Annotated in this window: 17 protein-coding genes; 7 read left to right on the top strand and 10 right to left on the bottom strand. The window is 62.6% G+C overall.

The window, feature by feature from the left end; genetic code table 11:
* Positions 1-79 precede the first annotated feature (79 nt).
* Both BLU85_RS22515 and BLU85_RS22510 read right to left on the bottom strand, forming a co-directional pair.
* Entirely contained in the window at positions 80-796 is a 717-nt protein-coding gene (locus BLU85_RS22515; protein WP_092205072.1) for a TorF family putative porin, read from the bottom strand.
* A 189-nt stretch (positions 797-985) separates the two neighbouring features.
* Complete coding sequence (locus BLU85_RS22510; RefSeq protein WP_018607615.1) at positions 986-1,174, bottom strand: hypothetical protein; 189 nt, start codon at positions 1,172-1,174, stop codon at positions 986-988.
* A gap of 339 nt (positions 1,175-1,513) precedes the next feature.
* Here BLU85_RS22510 and BLU85_RS22505 point away from each other — a divergent pair, with 339 nt between their 5' ends.
* Positions 1,514-2,350 carry a CvfB family protein gene (locus tag BLU85_RS22505; RefSeq protein ID WP_060738695.1) on the top strand — a complete coding sequence of 279 codons (837 nt, stop codon included), beginning with the start codon at positions 1,514-1,516 and terminating at the stop codon, positions 2,348-2,350.
* A gap of 418 nt (positions 2,351-2,768) precedes the next feature.
* Positions 2,769-4,223, top strand: coding sequence for an NCS1 family nucleobase:cation symporter-1 (locus BLU85_RS22500; RefSeq protein ID WP_060738694.1), 1,455 nt, complete (start codon positions 2,769-2,771; stop codon positions 4,221-4,223).
* Here the strand turns inward: BLU85_RS22500 and BLU85_RS22495 are convergent, their stop codons facing one another.
* A complete protein-coding gene (locus BLU85_RS22495) occupies positions 4,224-5,396 on the bottom strand; it encodes an MFS transporter (protein WP_092205071.1) in 1,173 nt (390 codons plus the stop codon).
* A 103-nt stretch (positions 5,397-5,499) separates the two neighbouring features.
* Between BLU85_RS22495 and BLU85_RS22490 the strand changes: the two genes are divergently transcribed.
* On the top strand, positions 5,500-6,393 hold the full coding sequence (locus tag BLU85_RS22490; RefSeq protein ID WP_092205070.1) for a putrescine utilization regulator PtrR: 894 nt from the start codon (positions 5,500-5,502) through the stop codon (positions 6,391-6,393).
* A gap of 139 nt (positions 6,394-6,532) precedes the next feature.
* A complete protein-coding gene (locus BLU85_RS31475; protein ID WP_003198971.1) occupies positions 6,533-6,661 on the top strand; it encodes a PA1414 family protein in 129 nt (42 codons plus the stop codon).
* A gap of 208 nt (positions 6,662-6,869) precedes the next feature.
* Here BLU85_RS31475 and BLU85_RS22480 read toward each other — a convergent pair whose 3' ends face one another.
* The 4 genes from BLU85_RS22480 to speB form a co-directional block, all read right to left on the bottom strand.
* Positions 6,870-8,258: a sodium:solute symporter family protein gene (locus tag BLU85_RS22480; protein ID WP_092205068.1), complete on the bottom strand. Its 1,389-nt coding sequence runs from the start codon at positions 8,256-8,258 to the stop codon at positions 6,870-6,872.
* 156 nt (positions 8,259-8,414) lie between these two features.
* Entirely contained in the window at positions 8,415-9,953 is a 1,539-nt protein-coding gene (locus BLU85_RS22475; RefSeq protein ID WP_256326591.1) for a purine-cytosine permease family protein, read from the bottom strand.
* A gap of 49 nt (positions 9,954-10,002) precedes the next feature.
* Entirely contained in the window at positions 10,003-10,410 is a 408-nt protein-coding gene (locus tag BLU85_RS22470; protein ID WP_092205066.1) for a YybH family protein, read from the bottom strand.
* Positions 10,411-10,419: 9 nt separating this feature from the next.
* Positions 10,420-11,370, bottom strand: a complete 951-nt coding sequence (gene speB / locus BLU85_RS22465) for an agmatinase (RefSeq protein ID WP_092205065.1) — start codon at positions 11,368-11,370, stop codon at positions 10,420-10,422.
* 334 nt (positions 11,371-11,704) lie between these two features.
* On the opposite strand from speB, the gene BLU85_RS22460 reads away from it, so the two are divergent.
* Together BLU85_RS22460 and BLU85_RS22455 are read left to right on the top strand one after the other, a co-directional pair.
* Entirely contained in the window at positions 11,705-12,598 is an 894-nt protein-coding gene (locus BLU85_RS22460) for a LysR family transcriptional regulator (RefSeq protein ID WP_092205064.1), read from the top strand.
* A gap of 2 nt (positions 12,599-12,600) precedes the next feature.
* On the top strand, positions 12,601-13,197 hold the full coding sequence (locus tag BLU85_RS22455) for a tRNA-uridine aminocarboxypropyltransferase (protein ID WP_092205063.1): 597 nt from the start codon (positions 12,601-12,603) through the stop codon (positions 13,195-13,197).
* A 131-nt stretch (positions 13,198-13,328) separates the two neighbouring features.
* Here BLU85_RS22455 and BLU85_RS22450 read toward each other — a convergent pair whose 3' ends face one another.
* The 3 genes from BLU85_RS22450 to BLU85_RS22440 all read right to left on the bottom strand — a co-directional run bounded on the left by BLU85_RS22450 (position 13,329) and on the right by BLU85_RS22440 (position 18,407).
* Positions 13,329-14,693 (bottom strand): HlyD family type I secretion periplasmic adaptor subunit, encoded by a 1,365-nt coding sequence (locus tag BLU85_RS22450; protein WP_092205062.1) that lies wholly within the window; start codon positions 14,691-14,693, stop codon positions 13,329-13,331.
* A 165-nt stretch (positions 14,694-14,858) separates the two neighbouring features.
* Entirely contained in the window at positions 14,859-17,018 is a 2,160-nt protein-coding gene (locus BLU85_RS22445) for a type I secretion system permease/ATPase (RefSeq protein WP_092205061.1), read from the bottom strand.
* Between the two features lie 30 nt (positions 17,019-17,048).
* Positions 17,049-18,407 carry a TolC family outer membrane protein gene (locus BLU85_RS22440; RefSeq protein WP_092205060.1) on the bottom strand — a complete coding sequence of 453 codons (1,359 nt, stop codon included), beginning with the start codon at positions 18,405-18,407 and terminating at the stop codon, positions 17,049-17,051.
* Positions 18,408-18,861: 454 nt separating this feature from the next.
* On the opposite strand from BLU85_RS22440, the gene BLU85_RS22435 reads away from it, so the two are divergent.
* A partial coding sequence (locus BLU85_RS22435) for a retention module-containing protein (RefSeq protein ID WP_139208049.1) occupies positions 18,862-20,210 on the top strand: 1,349 nt, incomplete at its 3' end.

Genomic DNA, 20,210 nt, shown 5'->3' with positions numbered 1-20,210 from the left:
GCGAGTCCTTGCAAAAGCGTAGGTGCTTTGTTGGAGCATGGCAGGCACGCAGCAGTTCAGCCGATCGAATACGTAACGCTTAGTAAAAAGGATGGGCCATCTTGAGGGTCAGCAGGCTGTCGCATTCGCTGTTGTGGCCGGAATACGCCGAGCAACTGCTGCCGCTGAGGCTTGAGTCGCTGTAGATCAGGTCCAGGTCGAGGCCCTTCCAAGGCCGGGAAATTTTCAACGACCAGTCGCTGAAGCTGCCTACGTAGCCGTTCTCGACCGACACCGGTGTATTGAGCTGGTGGGTAGTGTATTTGGCGCTGATGCCAATGCCGAACGGCACGTTGCCGCCCAGGTCGGCGAACAGCGTGCTGTTCTGTTTGTCCGGATCGTTGCTCAGGGCCGCGCCGAAACGGCTGCCGAGCACGGTCAGACCGCCGTAGAACTCCTGGCTGTCGAGGGTATCGGCGGTGGGGTAGCTGTAGTGGATCAGGCCGACCTCGTAGCCCAGGGTCTGGTCGAAGGGTTGTTTAAAGCCCATGTAGGAATCGATTTCGAGGTCGGCCGAGGAGGTCAGGCCGGCGCTGGGTGACCACTGACCAACGTACCAGCCGCTGTCATGGCTCAGGTCCAACCCACCATGAAACGAGCCGGTGCTCGACGGCGTGACGAGACCCTCGGCCATGCTGCGGCTGGGGGTGGTGCCCAGTTTGAGGTCGAAGTCGCCGAGTTCGCGTTGGAACACCTGCCCCTGGGCGAGGGAGCACGTCAACAGGCTGATCGCCAGCGCAACAATAGGAATACGCATGCTTCACTCCATGAAATAGCGAGGAGCAGGAATTAAGCTGAAACGCTTGAGCTAGAGAGGTGCAAGGATACCGGCGAATGATCGGCAGCGAAGGCCGTTCGTCGATTCATGGGAAATGAATGGAGCGGGGAGGGGTCCAGTCCAAGCGCTTCGAAGCTCAAAGCGCTTTGGGACCAGGTGACGCGCAGGTTACTTCTTGCCCAGGCTGATCTGCTTGGACGGGCCGAATGTCTGGCCGCTGACGCCTTTGGCAATTTGCTGGATCTCGCCGCCGGACTTGAGGAACGCAGCGATCTGGTCATTGATCGACTCGCTGGTTTCAACGGCTGGAGCTGGCTTTGCTTTGCTGTTGGATGCTTTTACGCGCATGACGGCCATTAACCTGTAGATAATTAATTGGGCCAGGCATCGTACAGGAAATACTTGACAATTGCTTGGCAAATATCCTTCTGAATGATCGCTGGCGTGACGGGAATAATCAGCCGTTATCCGGCAATAATTGCCCTAAGCCTCTGTTTTAAATAACAACCGTTTGAAGAATATTATGCCGAGCGTGGACGGCACGCACCGTTACCGGCCTGACGAATGGCTGTGCCTCGGACGAAAACCCAGGAAAATCAACGATTGTGCCAGGCCTTCCAGGCAAACCTTGCCGGCGGCCACGAATCGCGCCGCAAAACCGGGTAGAATGCCGCCCACGCAATGAGGGTATTGGAAATGGCTTTAGTCGGGCGCTACAACAGTTTGCAAGTGGTTAAACACACTAACTTCGGTTTATATCTGGACGGCGGTGCGGACGGCGAAATCCTGCTGCCCAATCGATATATTCCCAAGGATATTCCCAGTGAAGATGAAGACTGGCTCAATGTTTTCATTTATCTGGACAGCGACGATAAATTGATCGCCACCACCGAAAAACCCAAGGTTCAGGTCGGTGAGTTCGCCAGCCTGAAAGTGGTTGAGGTCAACAGCATCGGCGTGTTCCTGGACTGGGGCCTGCCCAAGGACCTGTTGCTGCCGTATTCCGAAGAAAAGCGCCAGATGACCGCCGGCGAATACTGCGTGGTGCACGTCTACCTCGACAAGCACACTCGCCGCATCACCGCCACGGCACGCCTGGATCGTTATCTGGACAAGACCCCGGCCAACTACACGCCGGGCCAGGAAGTGGATTTGCTGGTCGCCGAAGCCACCGACATGGGGTTCAAGGCGATCATCAATAACAAGCACTGGGGCCTGATCCACAAGAATGAAATCTTCAAGTTCATGCGCGCCGGCATGCAGGAAAAAGGCTTCATCAAGGAGATTCGCCCGGACGGCAAGATCAGCCTGAGCTTGCAGCCGGTGGGCCAGGAAGCCGCCACCAGCCTGAACGCCAAGATCCTCGCCAAGTTGCGAGAGAACAACGGCACCCTGGCGGTCAGCGACAAGAGCGACCCGGCGCTGATCAGCAGCCTGTTTGGCGTGAGCAAGGGCAACTTCAAGAAGGCCATTGGTGCGCTGTACAAGAATGGGCAGATTGTCATTCATGCCGATCGTATTGAATTGAGCTGATCTCAGCCGAGCCCAGCTTTGTGGCAAAAAGGACTCTGTGTGGCGAGGGGATTTATCCCCGCTGGGGCGCGGAGCGGCCCCACGACAGCTAACTTGCCCTGCCTGGCACACCGAGGCGCCAGGCTCAGGGGCTGCTTCGCAGCCCAGCGGGGATAAATCCCCTCGCCACAGGAACTGTGCCCGCCTTTAGTCTGTATACAAATCCCTGCACCTTTAGCATGCACCCGCGCCCTGTTCGTGGGCGCATGCCTGTTCCTGCGTGGCCTTCCTCTGCGCCACACACCCCGGTTTGTCTCACATCTTGCGCGCATGGCACGCATTCTGCGTAGCAACGCGTATACAAACCATGCCGGCTCCCGTGCGCAGTATGGTGAGCAGGTCGATACGGGGGCACGGCGGTACTCAAAGGAGCCCCGCAATGTCCGAGCAATTGCCCAACGGCTACAGTCCCCGCCTCTACAACGAGGACCTGGGCCCGCTGCCGCAGAAATGGAATTGGTACAACATCTTCGCGTTCTGGATGAGTGATGTGCACAGCGTCGGCGGTTATGTCTTCGCCGCCAGTCTGTTCGCCTTAGGCCTGGCGAGTTGGCAAGTGCTTATCGCCTTGCTCGGCGGGATCTGCATCGTGCAACTGATCGCCAACCTGGTCGCCAAGCCGAGCCAACAGGCTGCGGTGCCGTACCCGGTGATCTGTCGGCTGGCGTTCGGGGTGTTCGGGGCGAATATTCCTGCGGTCATTCGCGGTTTGATCGCCGTGGCCTGGTACGGCATTCAGACGTACCTGGCCTCCAGCGCGCTGATCATCGTGGTGCTGCGGTTTTTTCCTTCGATGGAGGTTTACGCGACGCCGCATTTTGCCGGTTTGTCCTACCTGGGTTGGTTCGGTTTCCTCAGCCTGTGGTTTGTCCAGGCGCTGGTGTTCTGGACTGGCATGGAATCGATCCGTCGTTTCATCGACTGGGCCGGGCCGGTGGTGTACGCCGTGATGTTCCTGTTGGCCGGCTGGATCGTGTGGAAGGCCGGTTGGAGCAACATCAGCTTCACCCTGGCGGAAAAGTCCTTGTCCGGCTGGCAGGCGTTCGGCCAAGTGATCGTGGCGACGGCCCTGGTGGTGTCGTACTTTTCCGGCCCGACCCTGAATTTCGGCGATTTCAGCCGTTACTGCCGGAGCATGTCTGACGTGCGCCGGGGTAATTTCTGGGGGCTGCCGGTGAATTTCCTGGCGTTCTCCCTGGTCACCGTGGTGATTGTTTCCGGGACCTTGCCGGTGTTCGGTGAAATGCTTCACGACCCGATTGCCACTGTGGCACGCATCGACAACGACGTGGCGGTCTTGCTGGGGGCCTTTGCCTTCGTGACCGCCACCATCGGCATCAACATTGTCGCCAACTTCGTCTCGCCGGCCTTCGACTTCGCCAACGTCGCCCCCAGCAAAATCAGTTGGCGCGCCGGCGGCATGATCGCGGCGGTGGCTTCGATTTTCATCACGCCGTGGAACCTGTTCAACAACCCCGAAGTGATCCACTACACCCTGGACGTGCTGGCGGCGTTCATCGGCCCGCTGTTCGGGATCCTGCTGGTGGATTACTACCTGATCAAAAAACAGCAGATCGACGTCGATGCGCTGTTCAATGACGGGCCCAGCGGGCGCTACTACTACAGCGGCGGCATCAACTGGACGGCGGTCAAGGCGTTGATTCCGGCGACGCTGATGGGTGTGGCGATCACCTTCACACCCGTGCTGCAACCGATGGCCAACTTTGCCTGGTTCACCGGCTGCTTCCTCGGCGGGGTGTTGTATTTCGCCTTGGCGCGACGCGAGCCGGCCACGCAGTCGAGCAAGGCGTTCAGCCCGGCCGGCCAGGCCTGATCAACGCAGGGCGGTCTGGGCGCAAGGGCTCGCCGCGCCTCGGCTGGCGGGCCGCAGCAACAGGCCACCGGCCAGCACCAGGCCGCTGCCGGCAATGATCAGCGCCGGTTGCAGGCCGCCGCTGAAATGGCTGCTCAGCGCCGCCAGCAGGGGGCCGCTGAGTTGGCCCACGGCAAAGCAGGCGGTCAACAGGCCAGCGTTGCGCTGGGTGGCGTGGGGCGCCAGTTCCCGGGAGCGCAGCATCACCAACTGCATGCAGGCCAGGAACGGTGTGCCACACAGGATCACCCCCAGCGCCAGCCCCGGCCCGCTGCCCAGCAGGCAGGCAAATACCCCGGCGGCTTGCAGCCAGAGCGTGCCGATCAGCCAGCGGCCGGTGGTGTTCGGGTTCGGCCGTCGCCGGCTGACCAGCAACACGCCGCTGGCGGCGGCCAGGCCGAAGCAGGGCCAGAACAGATCGGCCAGCCATTGGCCGTGGAACTGCGCTGAGGCCATTTGCGACAGGAACGTCGCCGGAATGATGTAGCCCACGCCGTACAGGGCGTACACCACGCCCAGTCGAGCGATGCCCGCGTTCGGCGAAGGGGCGGTCGGCCCAGGGACAGGTGTTGCGGCTGCCGGCTGCGGCAGGATCGGCAAGATCGCCAGCAACATCGCCAAGGCCACGCCGGCATACACCAGCCACAGGGTGGCGGAGGTCTGGCCCAGCAGGTTCGAGCCGAGGGCGAGCAGGCCGGTCAGGAAAATCCCCAGGCCCGGCCCGGCAAACACCAGGGCACCGAGCCGTGGCCGTCCCACCGCCGCGGCCAAGGGTTGGCTCAGGGCGGTGATCATCACCATCACCCAGGCGCTCGCCACGCCGGTGCCGAAACGCAGCGCCAGGTGCGGCCAGAAGCCCCAGGCCCAGAACGACGCCAGGGTCAGCAGCACGCACAGCCACAGGCCGCCGAGCAACCGTCGCCGCACCTGTTCCGGACGACGGGCGAACATGGCGTCCAGCGCGCCAAGGAAGTACCCCAGGTAGTTGGCGGCGGCAATCAGACCGGCGGCGGTCAAGTCGACCTGACCTTCGCCGATCAAGTGAGGTAACTGGGGCGTCAAGGCGAAGCGGCCAATGCCCATGGCCATCATCAGCGCGATGAAACTGCCGAGCAGGCGAGTAAGAGGTGACATGGTCGTTCTCCGGTGTCGGGGCGAATGACCGTCAGGCTAGGACTGATTGACTTTCATTAAAAATGAATAATAGTGAGTAACTTGTTCTTTTTTGGAGAAGGTCATGGAGTTCAGTCAACTGCGGATTTTCCAGGCCGTGGCCGAGGAAGGTTCCATCACCCGGGCCGCCGAGCGCCTGCACCGGGTGCCGTCGAACCTGTCGACCCGGCTCAAGCAGCTTGAAGAGCAACTGGGTGTGGACCTTTTCCTGCGGGAGCGTCAGCGTTTGCAGTTGTCGCCCGCAGGTAAAGTGCTGCTGGACTATGCGGCCAAGCTGTTCGCCTTGCACGACGAGGCCCATGCCGCCGTGCAGGGTGGGCAGCCGGCCGGGGATTTCCTGCTGGGCACGATGTACAGCACGGCGGCGACGCATTTGCCGGACCTGCTGGCGGCTTATCACCGGGCGTACCCGGCGGTGAACCTGCAAGTGCAATCGGGGCCCAGTGGCGAGCTGCTTGAAGGCCTGCTCACCAACCGGCTCGACGCGGCACTGGTGGACGGCCCACTGGAGTTGGCGGGGCTGGATGGCGTGCCGTTGTGCGAAGAGCGGTTGGTGCTGATTACCGAGGCCGATCATCCGCCGGTACGCAGTGCCCTGGATGTGCAGGGCCGCGCGGTGTTCACGTTCCGGCGTGGTTGCTCGTACCGGATGCGATTAGAGGCCTGGTTTGCCCATGATCACGCGACCATGGGCCGGGCGATGGAAATCGAGTCTTACCAGGGGATGCTGGCGTGTGTGATCGCCGGGTCCGGGGTGGCGTTGATGTCCGAGTCGATGCTGGCCAGCCTGCCGGGCCGCGAGCGGGTCACGGTGCATTCGCTGGCCGAGCCGTTCGCCAGCGCCACCACCTGGCTGATGTGGCGCAAAGGCATGGTCGGAGCCAACCTGAACGCCTGGATCGAGTTGCAACAACAGGCCTGGCCGCGGGGGCCAATGCTCACGGCGCAATCGGCTTGAACTCCGGGAGGTGGATTTGGATCAATTCAGTAACAGATCATTGCAAACTGAGACGAGCATTGCGTAGAACATCGGACTATTATCAGTGCGAAGGGGCCACAGAAATCTGCCGCTCGCACCACCCTGAGGGGGCACCACGATGAAAGAGAAAATCCAGAACTGGCTTCACGACTTGGGTGTCGCGCTTGGCCTGATCGAACCGCCGATGCAACCGGTACCGATCCGCACCGATGACGAGCAACGCCGCCGCCAACCGCGCCGCCGGTAAATACATCGCCGAATTTGGAGAGATCGCAGTTCCGGACCATTTCAATGGAGATGGCCCGGAACTGCGATCTTTTTATTTCTGAAGACAGAACCTGTGGGAGCGAGCTTGCTCGCGATAGCGGTGGACCGGCCTGCATTCTTGTTGAATGTACTGCCGTCATCGCGAGCAAGCTCGCTCCCACAGGGATCTCATTGTCGAGCATTGGCGGTCAAACCGCCTCGGCCACCACCTTCGGCCGTGGCGACAGCACGCTCACCAGCACAAAACTCACCAGCGCCACGCTCAGGCTGTAGTAGATCGGCGTGTTGGCGTCCAGGCCGTCCTTGAGCATGAAGAACAGCGCGGTCAAGAAGCCCAGCGACATGCTGGTGATGGCGCCGGCGGTGGTGGCGCGTTTCCAGTAGATGGCGCCGATCAACGGGATCAACATGCCGCCCACCAGCAGGTTGTAGGCCAGGGTCAGGGCGCTGATCACATCGCTGACCACCAGGGCGATCACCAGGACCACCGCGCCCATCAGCAGGGTCGCGATGCGGTTCTCGTGGGCGTCGGCACTGCCGCTCTCACGGCCCTGGCGCAGACGGGGCAGCAAGTCCTGGACCACCGTGGTGGACGCGGCGAGCAGGCCCGCCGCGGCGGTGGACATCAAGGCCGCCAGGGCTGCGGCGATCACCAGGCCACGAATGCCGTTGGGGAGGCTGGTCTGCACCACGCTGGCGAAGGCATTGTTGACGTTCTCCAGGTCCGGCAGCAACACCTTGGCCGCCATGCCGATCAACGCCCCGGCCAGGCCATACAGCACGCAGTACAGGCCGGCGGCGGTGCCGGCCACTTTGGCCACGCCTTCGCTGCGGGCGGTGAACACGCGCTGCCAGATGTCCTGGCCGATGAAGATGCCGAAGAAGTAGATCAGGAAGTAGGTGAGGATGGTGTCCCAGCCAATCGCGGTGAAGTCGAAGTAGCTGGCCGGCAGTTTAGCCACCATGGCATCCCAGCCGCCCGCGTCACTGATGGACATCGGCATCAGCAGGAACACCAGGCCGACGGTCATGATCAGGAATTGCACGATGTCGGTGAGGGTCAGCGACCACATGCCGCCGATGGTGGAATACAGCACCACCACGCCGCCGCCCACCAGGATCGACACCCAGAACGGCAGGCCGAACAACACCTGCATCACGGTGCCGATGGCAATGGTCGAGGTGGCGCCGATCATCAGTGCGTAAACCAGCATGATCAGCGCACTGGCCTGGCGCGCCGCCGGGTTGTAGCGGCGTTCCAGCACTTGGGTCACGGTGTAGATCTTGAGCTTGAGCAACGGCTTGGCGAGGAACAGGCTCAGGCCGACGATGCCCAGGCCGATGGCGCCGCACAGCCAGAACCCGGAAATGCCGTAGACGTAGCCCAGGCGCACGGTGCCGATGGTGGACGCACCGCCCAGGACGGTAGCGGCCATGGTCCCCAGGTAGAAGCCCGGGCCGAGGTTGCGCCCGGCCACCAGGTAGTCGTCACGGGTCTTGGCGCGGCGCATGCCGTACCAGCCGAGGGCGATCATGCCAGCGGCATAGATGAGAACGACGATTAAGTCCAAAGCCATGGTGGCGTGTCTCCGATTGTCTTTTTTATAGTGGGGACGGCTGGTACCCCAGCCAGAAAAGCTCGGGTACTGCCCTTGTGGCGAGGGGATTCATCCCCGTTGGGCTGCGAAGCAGCCCCAAAACAGCCAACTCAATCTGTCTGGCCCACCGAGGTGTCAGGGTTTGGGAGCGCTGCGCGCTCCAGCGGGGATAAATCCCCTCGCCACAGGTTCTGTGCTCGGCTGATTTTTGCTCCGCGGATCATCCGGCCCATACACCGCCGCCGGCTCAGGGAACACCCCAAGCAGCACCAGGTACACCACCGAAGCCAGGCCCAGGGTCACCGGCAGGCTGATGTCGATCCCGCCGGCCAATTCCCCCAGCGGCCCGACGAACTGCCCCGGCAGGTTGACGAAGCACAGCCCCACCAGCGCACTGGGGATCCAAGCCCCCAGGCCACGCCAGTTCCAGCCGTGGCTGAACCAGTAGCGCCCGCCGGTTTCACCGCGGGTGAACACTTGCAGGTCATCCGGGCAGTAGAAGCCGCGGCGCACCAGCAGGCCGATGATCATGATCACCATCCACGGTGTGGTGCAGGTGATGATCAGCACGGCGAAGGTGGATACGCTCTGCACCAGGTTCGCCGCGAAGCGCCCGATGAAGATGAAGGCAATCGACAGCACGCCGATCAGCAGCGTGGCCTTGACCCGCGACAGCACCCTTGGGAACACGCTGGACATGTCCAGCCCGGTGCCATACAGCGAGGTGGTGCCGGTGGACATGCCGCCGATCACCGCGATCAGGCACACCGGCAGGAAGAACCACCCCGGCGAAACCGCCAGCAGCCCGCCCACGTAGTTGTTGGCCGCGATGTAGTCCGGCGCCTTGATCGCCACGATGGTGGCGGTGGCGAGGCCGAACAGGAACGGGATCAATGTCGCCAGTTGTGCCGCGATCACGGCCAGCATGATGCGGCGCTTGGGCGTGTTGCGGGGGATGTAGCGCGACCAGTCGCCCAGGAACGCTCCGAAGGAAATCGGGTTGCTCATGGCTACCAGCGCCGCGCCGATGAAAGCCGCGTAGAAGCCCGGCTGGCCGAGGCTGACCGTGCCGGCGAACTGGCTGTCGAAGGTCGGTGCGAAGGCGAAAATGCCCAGCAGGAACAGCAGGCTGGCGGCCCACACGGCAATGCGGTTGACCCACAGCATGAAGCGGAAGCCGTAGATGCAGACCGTCAACACCAGCAGGGCGAACAGGCCGTAGGCCAGGCCCAGGCTCAGGTCGGTTTCCGGCACGCCGACCAGCCGCTTGGCGCCGCCGATCAACGCATCGCCCGAGCTCCACACCGACAGCGAGAAAAACGCGATGGCGGTCAGCAACGAGAGGAACGAGCCGACGATGCGCCCGTGCACGCCGAAGTGCGCACCGGAAGACACCGCGTTGTTGGTACCGTTGAGCGGGCCGAACAGGCCCATCGGCGCGAGAATGATCGAACCCACCAACACGCCCAGCACAATCGCCCAGACCCCGGCCTGGAACGACAAGCCGAACAGCACCGGGAAACTGCCGAGCACGGCGGTGGCGAAGGTATTGGCGCCGCCGAAGATCAGGCGAAACAGGTCGCCCGGGCCGGCAGTGCGTTCGTGGTCCGGGATCTGTTCGACCCCGTTGGTTTCAATGTGCGTAAGGCTTTTATCGTTATTGTTATGCATGATCTGCTCCGATCATCGAGGCGCGTTCATCGAATGTGAATGTCGCCTGTTGCTAAGGGGATGGCAGCCCTTCCGGCATTGCGGACAAGTGTTCGTGACAGGCCAGCCACAGGCCTTGTTGTTCTTGGCGAAACACAATGGTTTCGCGCTCCTGGCTAGAGTGAAGCTCCCCTTGCATGCGCAGCTCGGTGGCCACGTCATGGATGAAAATCGCCACGTCCCCTTGCAGGCTGACGAAGGCGTTGCTCGAGGTGCAGTTCAGCACCTCGAAGCCATCCTCGGACCGCCAGCGATCCCACAATGCCTGGTAGGCATCGCGTGACAGCAGGGGCTGTTCAAGGGTGTGGAACACGAAACTCGCATCGGCCGTGAACGCACCGAAGTAGGCGTCGCGGTCATTGCGGGCGAAGGCCGACACCAGCTCGGCGGCGGCCTTGAGGATTTGATCTCGATCGTTCATGGCCGCACCTCAACGATGAACCACGCCGGGCAGTACGCAGAGCATCTCGTACAGCAGGTTGGCGCCCAGCAGCGAGGTGTTGCCGGTGGTGTCGTACGGCGGCGAGACTTCTACCAGATCGCAACCGACCAGGTCGAGGCCCTGGCAGCCCCGGACGATTTCGATCGCCTGGATGGTGGTCAGGCCGCCGATTTCCGGAGTGCCGGTGCCGGGCGCCCAGGCCGGGTCGATGCCGTCGATGTCGAAGCTCAGGTATACCGGGCCGCCGCCGACTTTCTCGCGCACTTCGGCCATCAGTGGAGCGAGGGATTTGTGCCAGCACTCTTCGGCCTGGACCACGCGAAAGCCCTGGTTGCGGCTCCAGTTGAAATCATCGGCGGTGTAGCCCTGGGCCCGCAGGCCGATCTGCACCACGCGGTCGCAATCGAGCAGGCCCTCCTCCACGGCGCGGCGGAAGGTGGTGCCATGGGCGATCTTCTCGCCGAACATGTGGTCGTTCACATCGGCGTGGGCGTCGATGTGCACCAGGCCGACCTTGCCGTGTTTCTTGTGGATCGCCCGCAGGATCGGCAGGGTGATGGTGTGATCGCCCCCCAGGGTCAGGGGGATGACGTTGTGTTCGAGGATCTTGTGGTACGACTCTTCGATGATCCGCACCGCGTCCAGCAGGTTGAAGGTGTTGATCGGCACATCGCCGATGTCCGCCACCGACAGTGAGTCGAACGGCGCGGCGCCGGTGGCCATGTTGTAGGGGCGGATCATCACGGATTCGGCGCGAATCTCGCGAGGGCCGAAACGAGTGCCGGCGCGCAGGGAGGTGCCGATGTCCAGCGGCACGCCGACGAAGGCCGCGTCCAGGCCGGCAGCGGTTTGCAAATGGGGGAGTCGCATCATGGTGGCGATGCCGCCGAAGCGCGGCATTTCGTTGCCGCCCAGTGGTTGGTGAAGAGTCTTGTCCACGGGTAGGGCCTCATCGCTGTTTTATTTATCAGGGGCCGATTCTGCGAAAAGCCGCTGGCGTGAAGAATCGCTGGGGGCAAATACTTAGTTCAGATTTTTCTAAACTAATGGCGGGCGGGGCGATAGACTCTTTGTGGCGGGGAGCTTGCTCCCGCTGACTGAAGGAGCTGTGTAGGAGCTGTCGAGCGGAGCGAGGCTGCGATCTTTCCCCCGACACTTGAATCCCAAGCGAAAGATCAAAAAGATCGCAGGCTTCGCCAGCTCCTACAGGGCTCAATGGGGATAAATCCCCTCGCCACAAATGTGCATTGACTCGATTGTATGGAGACCCCCAATGGCCAACGCTCTACCCGACCTGAAACTGCTGCGCATTTTCGTCAGCGTGGTCCGGCACCAGGGGTTCGCCAATGCCCAGCACGAGCTCAACCTGTCCACGTCGGCCATCAGCACCTACATGAGCCAGTTGGAATCGGCCCTGGGCCTGGTGCTGTGTCATCGCGGCCGGGGCGGGTTCAGCCTGACCAGCAAGGGCGAGCTGTTCCATCAGGAAACCCTGCGCCTGTTGGGCGAGCTCGAAGGGTTCGAGCAGTACGCCGCCGCACTCAAGGGGGAGCTGCGCGGTACGTTGAACCTGGGGGTGATCGACTCCACCGTCAGCGACAAGGCCTTGCCGTTCGCCGAAGCCATCGGCGCCTACAGCCAGGAACATCCAGCGGTGCATTTGCATCTGTCGGTCATGAGCCCTTACGAGCTGCAACTCGGCGTGCAGGACAACCGCCTGGACCTGGCCATCGGTGCGTTTTCCACGCGCATGAGCGGGCTGGTCTACATGCCGCTGTACCGTGAGCAGCACTGGTTGTATTGCAGCAACCGCCACCCGTTGTTCAACGAGCGGCGCATTCCCGAGCAGGTCATCACCCAGCAGCGCATGGTCGGGCGCGGTTACTGGAGCCAGGCCGAACTCGCCCGCCACGGCTTCAAGCACAGCGCGGCGACGGTGGAGAGCATGGAGGCGCAGTTGATCCTGGTGCTGTCCGGTGCCTACATCGGCTACCTGCCTGAGCACTACGCCCAGGCCTGGGTCGACAGGGGTGACTTGCGCGTGCTGCTGCCAGCGACCTTCGGCTATCAGGCGCCGTTTTCGATGATCGTGCGCCGCGGTCGCAGCCGCGAGCCGCTGATCCAGACGTTCCGTGATTTGCTCAAAGCTCAACTGAATCAGGCCTGACCATGTCCAGAATCCAGTGCCCGCGTTGCCACAGGCCACAAAGCCATTGCCTGTGCCCGCTGATCCCCAGCCTCGACAGCCGCACCCGCGTCTTGCTATTGCAGCATCCCAGCGAAGTGAACCATGCCTTGAACACCGCCCGCCTGGCGGCGTTGGGGCTCAATAACGCCGAGTTGATCGTGGGTGAGGTGTTCGAGGATCTGCCCCGGTTGCTCGATCAACCGGGTTATCAGGCGCGGTTGTTGTTTCCCGGCGACGAGGCGCTACCGTTGCAGGCCCGCGCCCCGTCCGATGAGCCGCTGCTGTTGGTCGTTCCCGATGGCACCTGGCGCAAGGCCCGCAAGCTGCTGCACCTCAACCCGCTGCTGGCGGCACTGCCGAGGGTGACCCTGGCCGAAGGCGGAGTGTCCCGTTACCGCTTGCGCAAGGCGCCGGGGCCGGGGGCGTTGTCGACGGTGGAGGCGATTGTCCAAGCGTTGCAGGTCCTGGAGGCTCCGGCGAGTTTCGAGGCGTTGCTGAGGCCGTTCGAGGCCTTGATCGAGGGGCAGATTGTGGCGATGGGGGAGCAGACCTATCAGCGTAATCATGCTGAAAAATAGGTGGTGTGGCTGCCGGCCTCATCGCGAGCAAGCTCGCTCCCACAATGGATTTTTGTGCGCTGGAGCCCCCTGTGGGAGCGAGCCTGCTCGCGATAACGGTAGAACAATCAAAGAAAGTCTCAGCTCAAGGCCTACCGCTCGCGCATCGCCTCGGTCCGCGCCTTCAACACCGGCTTGAGCAAGTAATCCAGGACACTTTTCTCCCCGGTGATGATATCCACCGTCGCCACCATTCCCGGAATGATCAGCAACGGCTTGGCATCCCCGCCCAAGTGGTTTTTGTCAGTGCGCACCTGGATCAGGTAGAAGCTGTTGCCCTTGTCATCGGTGATGGTGTCGGCGCCAATCAGTTCGAGCCTGGCGCTCAGCCCGCCATAGATCGTGTAGTCGTAGGCGCTGAACTTGACCATGGCCTTCTGGCCCGGGTGCAGGAACGCCACGTCCTGGGGGCGGACCTTGGCTTCGATCAGCAGGTTGTCTTCCAGGGGCACGATTTCCACCATGTCGTTGCCCGGCTGCACCACGCCGCCGATGGTGTTGACCTTCAGTTGCTTGATCACCCCATGCACCGGCGAGACCACTGTCGTGCGGGTCACGCGGTCGTCGATGGCGATGCTCGAGGCGGTGATTTTCGACAGTTCGGTGCGTTTCTCGTTGAGGTCCTTGGCCGCCTCGGAGCGGAAGGTCTGTTCCGATTCGTCGATCTTGCTCTTGATCTCGTTGATCGCCGATTCGGCCCGGGGAATCGCCAGGGTGGTGGCGTTGAGCGAACCGCGGATTTCCACCGCGCTGCGCTTGAGCCGCAGGATCTCCACCGGCGACACCGCCCCGGTGCGCACCAGCGGCGTGGACATGTTCATTTCTTCCTGCAACAAGGCCAGGGCGGAGCTGAACTGGCCTTGCTTGGAGCGAAACTCCGCCAGCTCCTGGGTCTTCTGCCGCAGCTGTTCGGTCAGGGTCCGTTGTTCACTGGCCAGGCGCCGCTGGCGTTGTTCATACAGCGAGCGCTCGTCCTCGGCCACTTGCGGGGCCTTGGCGATCACCTCATCTGAAAGTTTGAAGGGCCGGCCCTCGGCCTCGGCCGACAAGCGTTCGACCTGGGCGGTCAAGGCATAGCGGTCGGCTTCGCTCTCGCCCTTGTTCGATTGATATCGCGTGTCGTCCAGGCGCAGCAGGGTGTCGCCCTTGTTCACCATCTGGCCTTCGCGCACGAATATCTCGGTGACGATGCCGCCCTCCAGGTTCTGGATCACCTGGACCTTGCTCGACGGAATCGCTTTGCCTTCGCCGGTGGTGACTTCCTGCAAGACCGCCAACTTCGCCCAGACCAGCCCGGTGATGATCAACCCGGCGGCCAGCCACACGGTAACCCGCGAGCGCCGGGGCGAATCCTGCAGCGTGGCGCCGGCGGTTTCCGGCATGAACTCGCTTTCGGCGCTTTTGCTGAAACTGCCGAAGTAGCTTCGGGCGGTTGAATCCGGTGTTTGGGCAGACATGGGCGGTACCCGTCAGTGAGAGAAAATAAAACCGAACAAAGAACCTGTGAGAGCGAGCTTGTGTGGGAGCGAGCTTGCTCGCGATAGCGATGTAACAGTCCCACCTGCGCCAGCTGATCCAATGCTATCGCGAGCGAGCTCGCTCCCACAGGGGAGGTGTTGCGCTTAAACCGCCGCAGAGCCTACCCGTCCCTTGCGCAAGGCATCGATGACTGCGTCCTTCGGCCCGTCCGCCACGATCCGACCGTTATCCAGCACCACCAACCGGTCCACCAGGCTCAGCATCGAGGTGCGGTGAGTGACCAACAGCACCGTCTTGCCCTGTACATGGGGGTGAAGCTTCTGCCGCAGGACGTCTTCGCTGGTGTTGTCCATGGCGCTGGTGGGTTCGTCCAGCAATAGGATCGGCGGGTCGAGCAACAAGGCCCGGGCCAGCAGCACGGCTTGGCGTTGGCCGCCGGACAGCAGTTGCCCGCGCTCGCCCACCGGGCGGTCGAAACCTTGGGGATGCTGGCGCGCCAGTTCGGTGACACCGGTCAGTTCCGCCACTTCCAGCATGCGCGCATCACTGATGTAGCGCGCGCCCAGGGTGAGATTGTCCCGCAGGCTGCCGGCCAGCAGCGGCAGGTCATGGGCGACGTAGCCGATCTGTTGGCGCAGGTCGGCGACGTCCAGTTGCCTCAGGTCCAGGCCGTCCAGCAGCAACTGGCCTTCCTCAGGGGCATAGAAACCCATCACCAGGCGCGCCAGGGTGCTCTTGCCCGAGCCACTGCGGCCGATGATCCCGACCCGTTCGCCGGGCTTGAGGCTGAAACTGACATTGGTCAGCGCCGGGGCGCTCTGGCTGTTGTAGTGGAACGTCACGCCGCTGACGTCCAGGGCGCCCTGCAATTGGGTACGGTCCAGGGTCCGCTGCTTGGCGTCTCGCTCCTGGGGCAACGCCATCAGGGCATCGGTGCTGCGCATGGTGAGCTGGGCTTGCTGGTAGCGGGTGATCAGCCCGGCGATCTGCCCGAGCGGGGCGAGCACCCGGCTGCCAAGCATGTAGGTCGCCACCAGCGCGCCGACGCTGAGATTGCCGGCAATGATGCTGTAGACCCCGGCGACGATGGTCGCCATGCCCGCCAGTTGTTGCAGGAACAAGGTGCCATTGGTCGCCAGTGCCGAGAGGTTGCGCGCATGGCTGTCCAGGCGGGTGAGGGCACCGTGGGTGCTTTCCCATTGATGCTGGCGCTCGCTTTCGGCGCTGCAGGCCTTGAGGGTTTCCAGGCCACCGAGGGTTTCGATCAGCAGGGCCTGGCGCTGGGCGCCGAGGGCCAGGCTTTTTTGCACGGTGTCGCGCAGGCGCACCTGGATGATCATGGCGAAGACGATGGTGATCGGAAACGCGATCACGGGAATCACCACCAGCCAGCCGCCCAACAGGCCGATCACCACCAGCATCAGCAGGGCGAAGGGCAGGTCGATCAGGCTGGTGAGGGTCACCGCCGTGAGGAATTCGCGCAGGCCCTGGAAGTCGTGGATGCTCTGGGCGAAGCCGCCGATGGTCACTGGCTTGGCCTTCATCGCCATGCCAGTGATGCGCTCGAACAGGGTGGCGGACAGAATCACGTCGGTTTTCTTGCCGGCGGTGTCCAGCAGATGGGCGCGCACCACCCGCAACACCAGTTCGAAACCGGTGCCGATCAACAGCCCCACGGCCAGCACCCACAAGGTGGACGTGGCCTGGTTCGGCACCACGCGGTCGTAGGTCTGCATGACGAACAGCGGCACCATCAGCCCCAGCAGGTTGATCAGGAAGCTCGCCAGGATCGCGTCGCTGTACAGCCAGCGCGACAGTTTCAAGGTGTCGCGAAACCACGCCTCGACCCGGGGTACCAGGGGCGAGCGCAGGTCTTCGAGTTCATGGCGCGGCCGGGCGAACAGCGCCTGGCCGCTGTAATCGGTGGTCAGCTCCTCGCGGCTGACCCACTGCTCGCCACCATCGGCTTCGCTGGGCAGGATCAGCGCCTTGCCATCCTCGCCCCAGCGCCGCAAGACCGCGCAACGGCCCCCCGCCAGGATCAGCATCACCGGCAGGTTCAGGGGGGAGATGTCCGCCAGCTCACGACGCAACAGCCGCGCCTGCAAGCTTGCCCGGGCCGCTGCGCGGGGCAGCAGGTCCAGGCTCAAGCGTTGGTGCGCCATAGGGAGCCCGGCGCTGAGGCTGGCGCGGCTGACCGTCGCGCCATGGAGTTTGCAGAGGATCAACAGGCCGTCCAGCAAGGGATCATCGAAATTCAGGCGCGGATCAGCGCCAAGGGTTGTGGGTTCCATGCTGGTCACAGTGTTCGCTCCCATTTTTTTTGGAGGGGGCTACTTCAGTTCCGGCAGCCGAGCCTGGTTCTTGACTTCGGTCTGCGCGACCGTATCGGCCGGCAGCACGATCCGTTGTTTGTGCAACAGCAGGCCCATGTTCGCCAGCACCCGGTACATCGAGTACTCCTCGGTGTAACGCACCTCGGTGTAGCGACGGTTGGCGTTGTACAGCTCGTTTTCGCTGTCGAGCAGGTCGAGCAGGGTGCGCTGGCCGAGACCGAACTGATCCTGGTATGCGGCGCGCACACGGGCGGTGGTGTCGGCATATTCGCGGGCGGTGGGGGTCTGTTTGCGGGCGTTGAGCATCGCGTTCCAGGCCAGGCGCGTGTCTTCGTTGAGCTGGCGCAGGGCGTTGTTGCGGATGTCCATGGCCTGGTTGATCTGGTGGGCGTTGGACGCCAACCGCGCCTTGTCGCTGCCACCGCGGAACAGGTTGTAGTTCATCACCACGCCGACCCGCCAGTTGTTGTCGTGGCCTTCTTCGCCACCGATGTTGTTGTTGGCGCCCACCGCCGCCTCGGCGTCGAAGCGTGGGTAGAACGGCGACTTCGCCACTTCGTACTGGCTCTCGGCGGACTGTATGTCGGCCTGGGCCGATTTCAGGTAGGGGTTGTTGTCCACCATGCTTTGCTGGGCTTCGCGCAGGTCGGCGGGGATTTCGCCTTTGGTCGAGGGCGGTGTCTCCAGCTCATCGGGCATGCGTCCGACCACGCTGTAGAAGTTGGCCTCGGCGTCGGCCAGGTCGACCTGGGCGGTGTCGTAGTTGTTTTCCGCCAGGGCCCGACGGGCGTTGGACTGGTCGGAGTCGGCGTTGCTGCCGACCCCACGCTGGGTGCGCAGGCCGATCTGGTCGTTGACCCGCATGTGCGCTTGCAGGTTGTTCTTGGCCAGGGTCACCAGCTCGCGGCGCTTGAGCACTTCCAGGTAGACCTCGATGGTGCGCAGCGCCAGATCCTGGGCCGTGCCTTGGGCGTAATAGGCCCGGGAATTGACCACGCCCTGGGTGCGTTGCACTTCATTGGCGGTGTTGAACCCGTCGAAGATCATCTGCCGCAGGCGCAGCTCCGATTGGGTGTAGGTCAGGATATTGGTGTGGTGGTTGCCCAGGGCGCGGGTGTTGGTGTTGTCACTGTAGCCACGGCCGTAACCGGCATTGAGATCCACCGATGGGAAAAAGCCCCCTCTGGCGACCTTGACGTCTTCGTTGGCCGACAGACGGCTGTCCACCCGTTGTGCCAGTTCCGGGTGAGTCGCGATGGTGCTCTGGATCGCCTCGGTCAATGACATGGCCTGCGCCTGAGAAGAGCAGGCCATGGCCAGCAAAACCGCGCTGCAGAGGGGGGTTAGAACGCGCATGGGGTGCATCTCCTGAGGTCTGTAGTGCTTCGCTTGTCGCCAAAATATTGACGTGTTTAAGATCAAAACCGTTTCAACCTTGTAACAACACAGCTAAGAACATCCTGAGCAAAACCTAAGAAGAATTTCTCATAAGAGTTATTCCAAAAAAAACTTATGAGCTTGAAAAAAACCGGCACATTGTTCAAAGCGAAAGCCTTTGAATCTGCGGGTTCTGACGGCTTTTAGGCGTCAATAAAAGTTTCATGCAGATTTTTAAGCGACGTGAAGAAGTACCGAAAGGGCGATGTGAGAAGCGGTTTTTGTGACGGTTTTTTGTCGTTTAGGCGAATTGCCAGCACCTTCTGCTTCCGCGAAAGCTGGCAGATTTTCCAGCTTTTTGGGTCGCCAAACCTGAGGACGAATTCTTCACCCAGACAGGTGCCGATTGCGGTCGGCAACGGAGGAAATGCACATGGCAGCGCTCATCGGTATCGTCAGCAAAGTGGTCGGGCAAGTTTTCGCAGAAGCGGCTGGTGGCCTGCGGCGGCCTTTGGTCGAAGGCGATCGGCTCTATGCCGGCGAACACCTGGTCACCGGTGCCGAAGGGGCTGTGGCTGTTCATCTGCAGAACGGCCAGTCGTTGACCCTGGGCCGTGAAAGCAACCTGACCCTGACCCCGCAGCTGCTGGCCAACCATGCGCCTCATGTCGACACGCCCGACACGACGACGCCGAGCGACGCGCAACTGACCGATGTGCAAAAGCTGCAGCAAGCCATCGCCGCCGGTGCCGACCCGACCCAGACCGGCGAAGCCACGGCCGCCGGGCCTGAAGGTGGCAACCCGGGTGGTGTAGGCGGTGGGCACAGTTTTGTGCTGTTGGAAGAAGTGGGTGGGGAGGTCGATCCGCTGATCGGTTTCCCGACGGCCGGGTTCAACGGGATTCCCGAATTTCCCCAGCTACGCTTGGCCGGTGACCCGGATAACACCGGCGACAATGCCGCCGTGCCGCCGGTAACCCCTGAGACGCCGGACAACCCCGTGACCCTCGACGGGGTCAATGTCCAGGGCGGCGAACTGACCACCAACGAGGCCAATCTGGCCGATGGTTCGGCCAGCAATCCGGCGGCGCTGGTGCAAAATGGCACCTTCACGGTTTCCGCGCCTGATGGGCTGAGCAGCCTGAGCATCGGCGGCATCAACGTGATCAGCGGCGGCGTGCCCGCAGGCTTTCCTCAGACCATCACGTCGGCGATGGGCAACACGTTGACCATCACGGGCTATGACCCGACCACGGGAGTGGTCAGTTACACCTACACCCTGACGGACAATGAAACCCATCCTGCCGGCGGCGGGGCCAACAACATTACCGAGCAGTTCCCCGTGGTGGCCGTCGACACCGACGGCGACACGGCCACCGGCACCCTGGACGTCAACATCACCGATGACGTGCCCCAGGCGATCGACGACAGCCACGCGAACACGGCGTCGGAAACCCTGGTCACCCTTACCGGCAACGTATTGACCAACGACCACCAGGGCGCCGACCGGATCCCCACCGGCCCCGACAGCGGGCCGATCATTGGCGGGACGTTCACTGGTACCTACGGCACCCTGGTACTCAACCCCAACGGCACATACACCTACACCCTTAACACCAGCGACCCGCAATTCGTCGCGTTGCATGGCGGGGGCAGCGGTACCGAGACGTTCACCTACACCCTGACCGACGCCGATGGCGACACCAGCACCGCGAACCTGGTGCTGCAAGTGCACAACAACGACGACCCGGTGATCATCACCGGCCTCGACACCGAAGGGGG

Origin of the sequence: Pseudomonas sp. NFACC14 (assembly GCF_900106885.1) — a bacterium.
GTDB classification, from domain to species: Bacteria; Pseudomonadota; Gammaproteobacteria; order Pseudomonadales; family Pseudomonadaceae; genus Aquipseudomonas; species Aquipseudomonas fluorescens_AA.
Note: the sequence above shows the minus strand (reverse complement) of the source record. Positions and strands in the feature narration are given on the sequence as shown.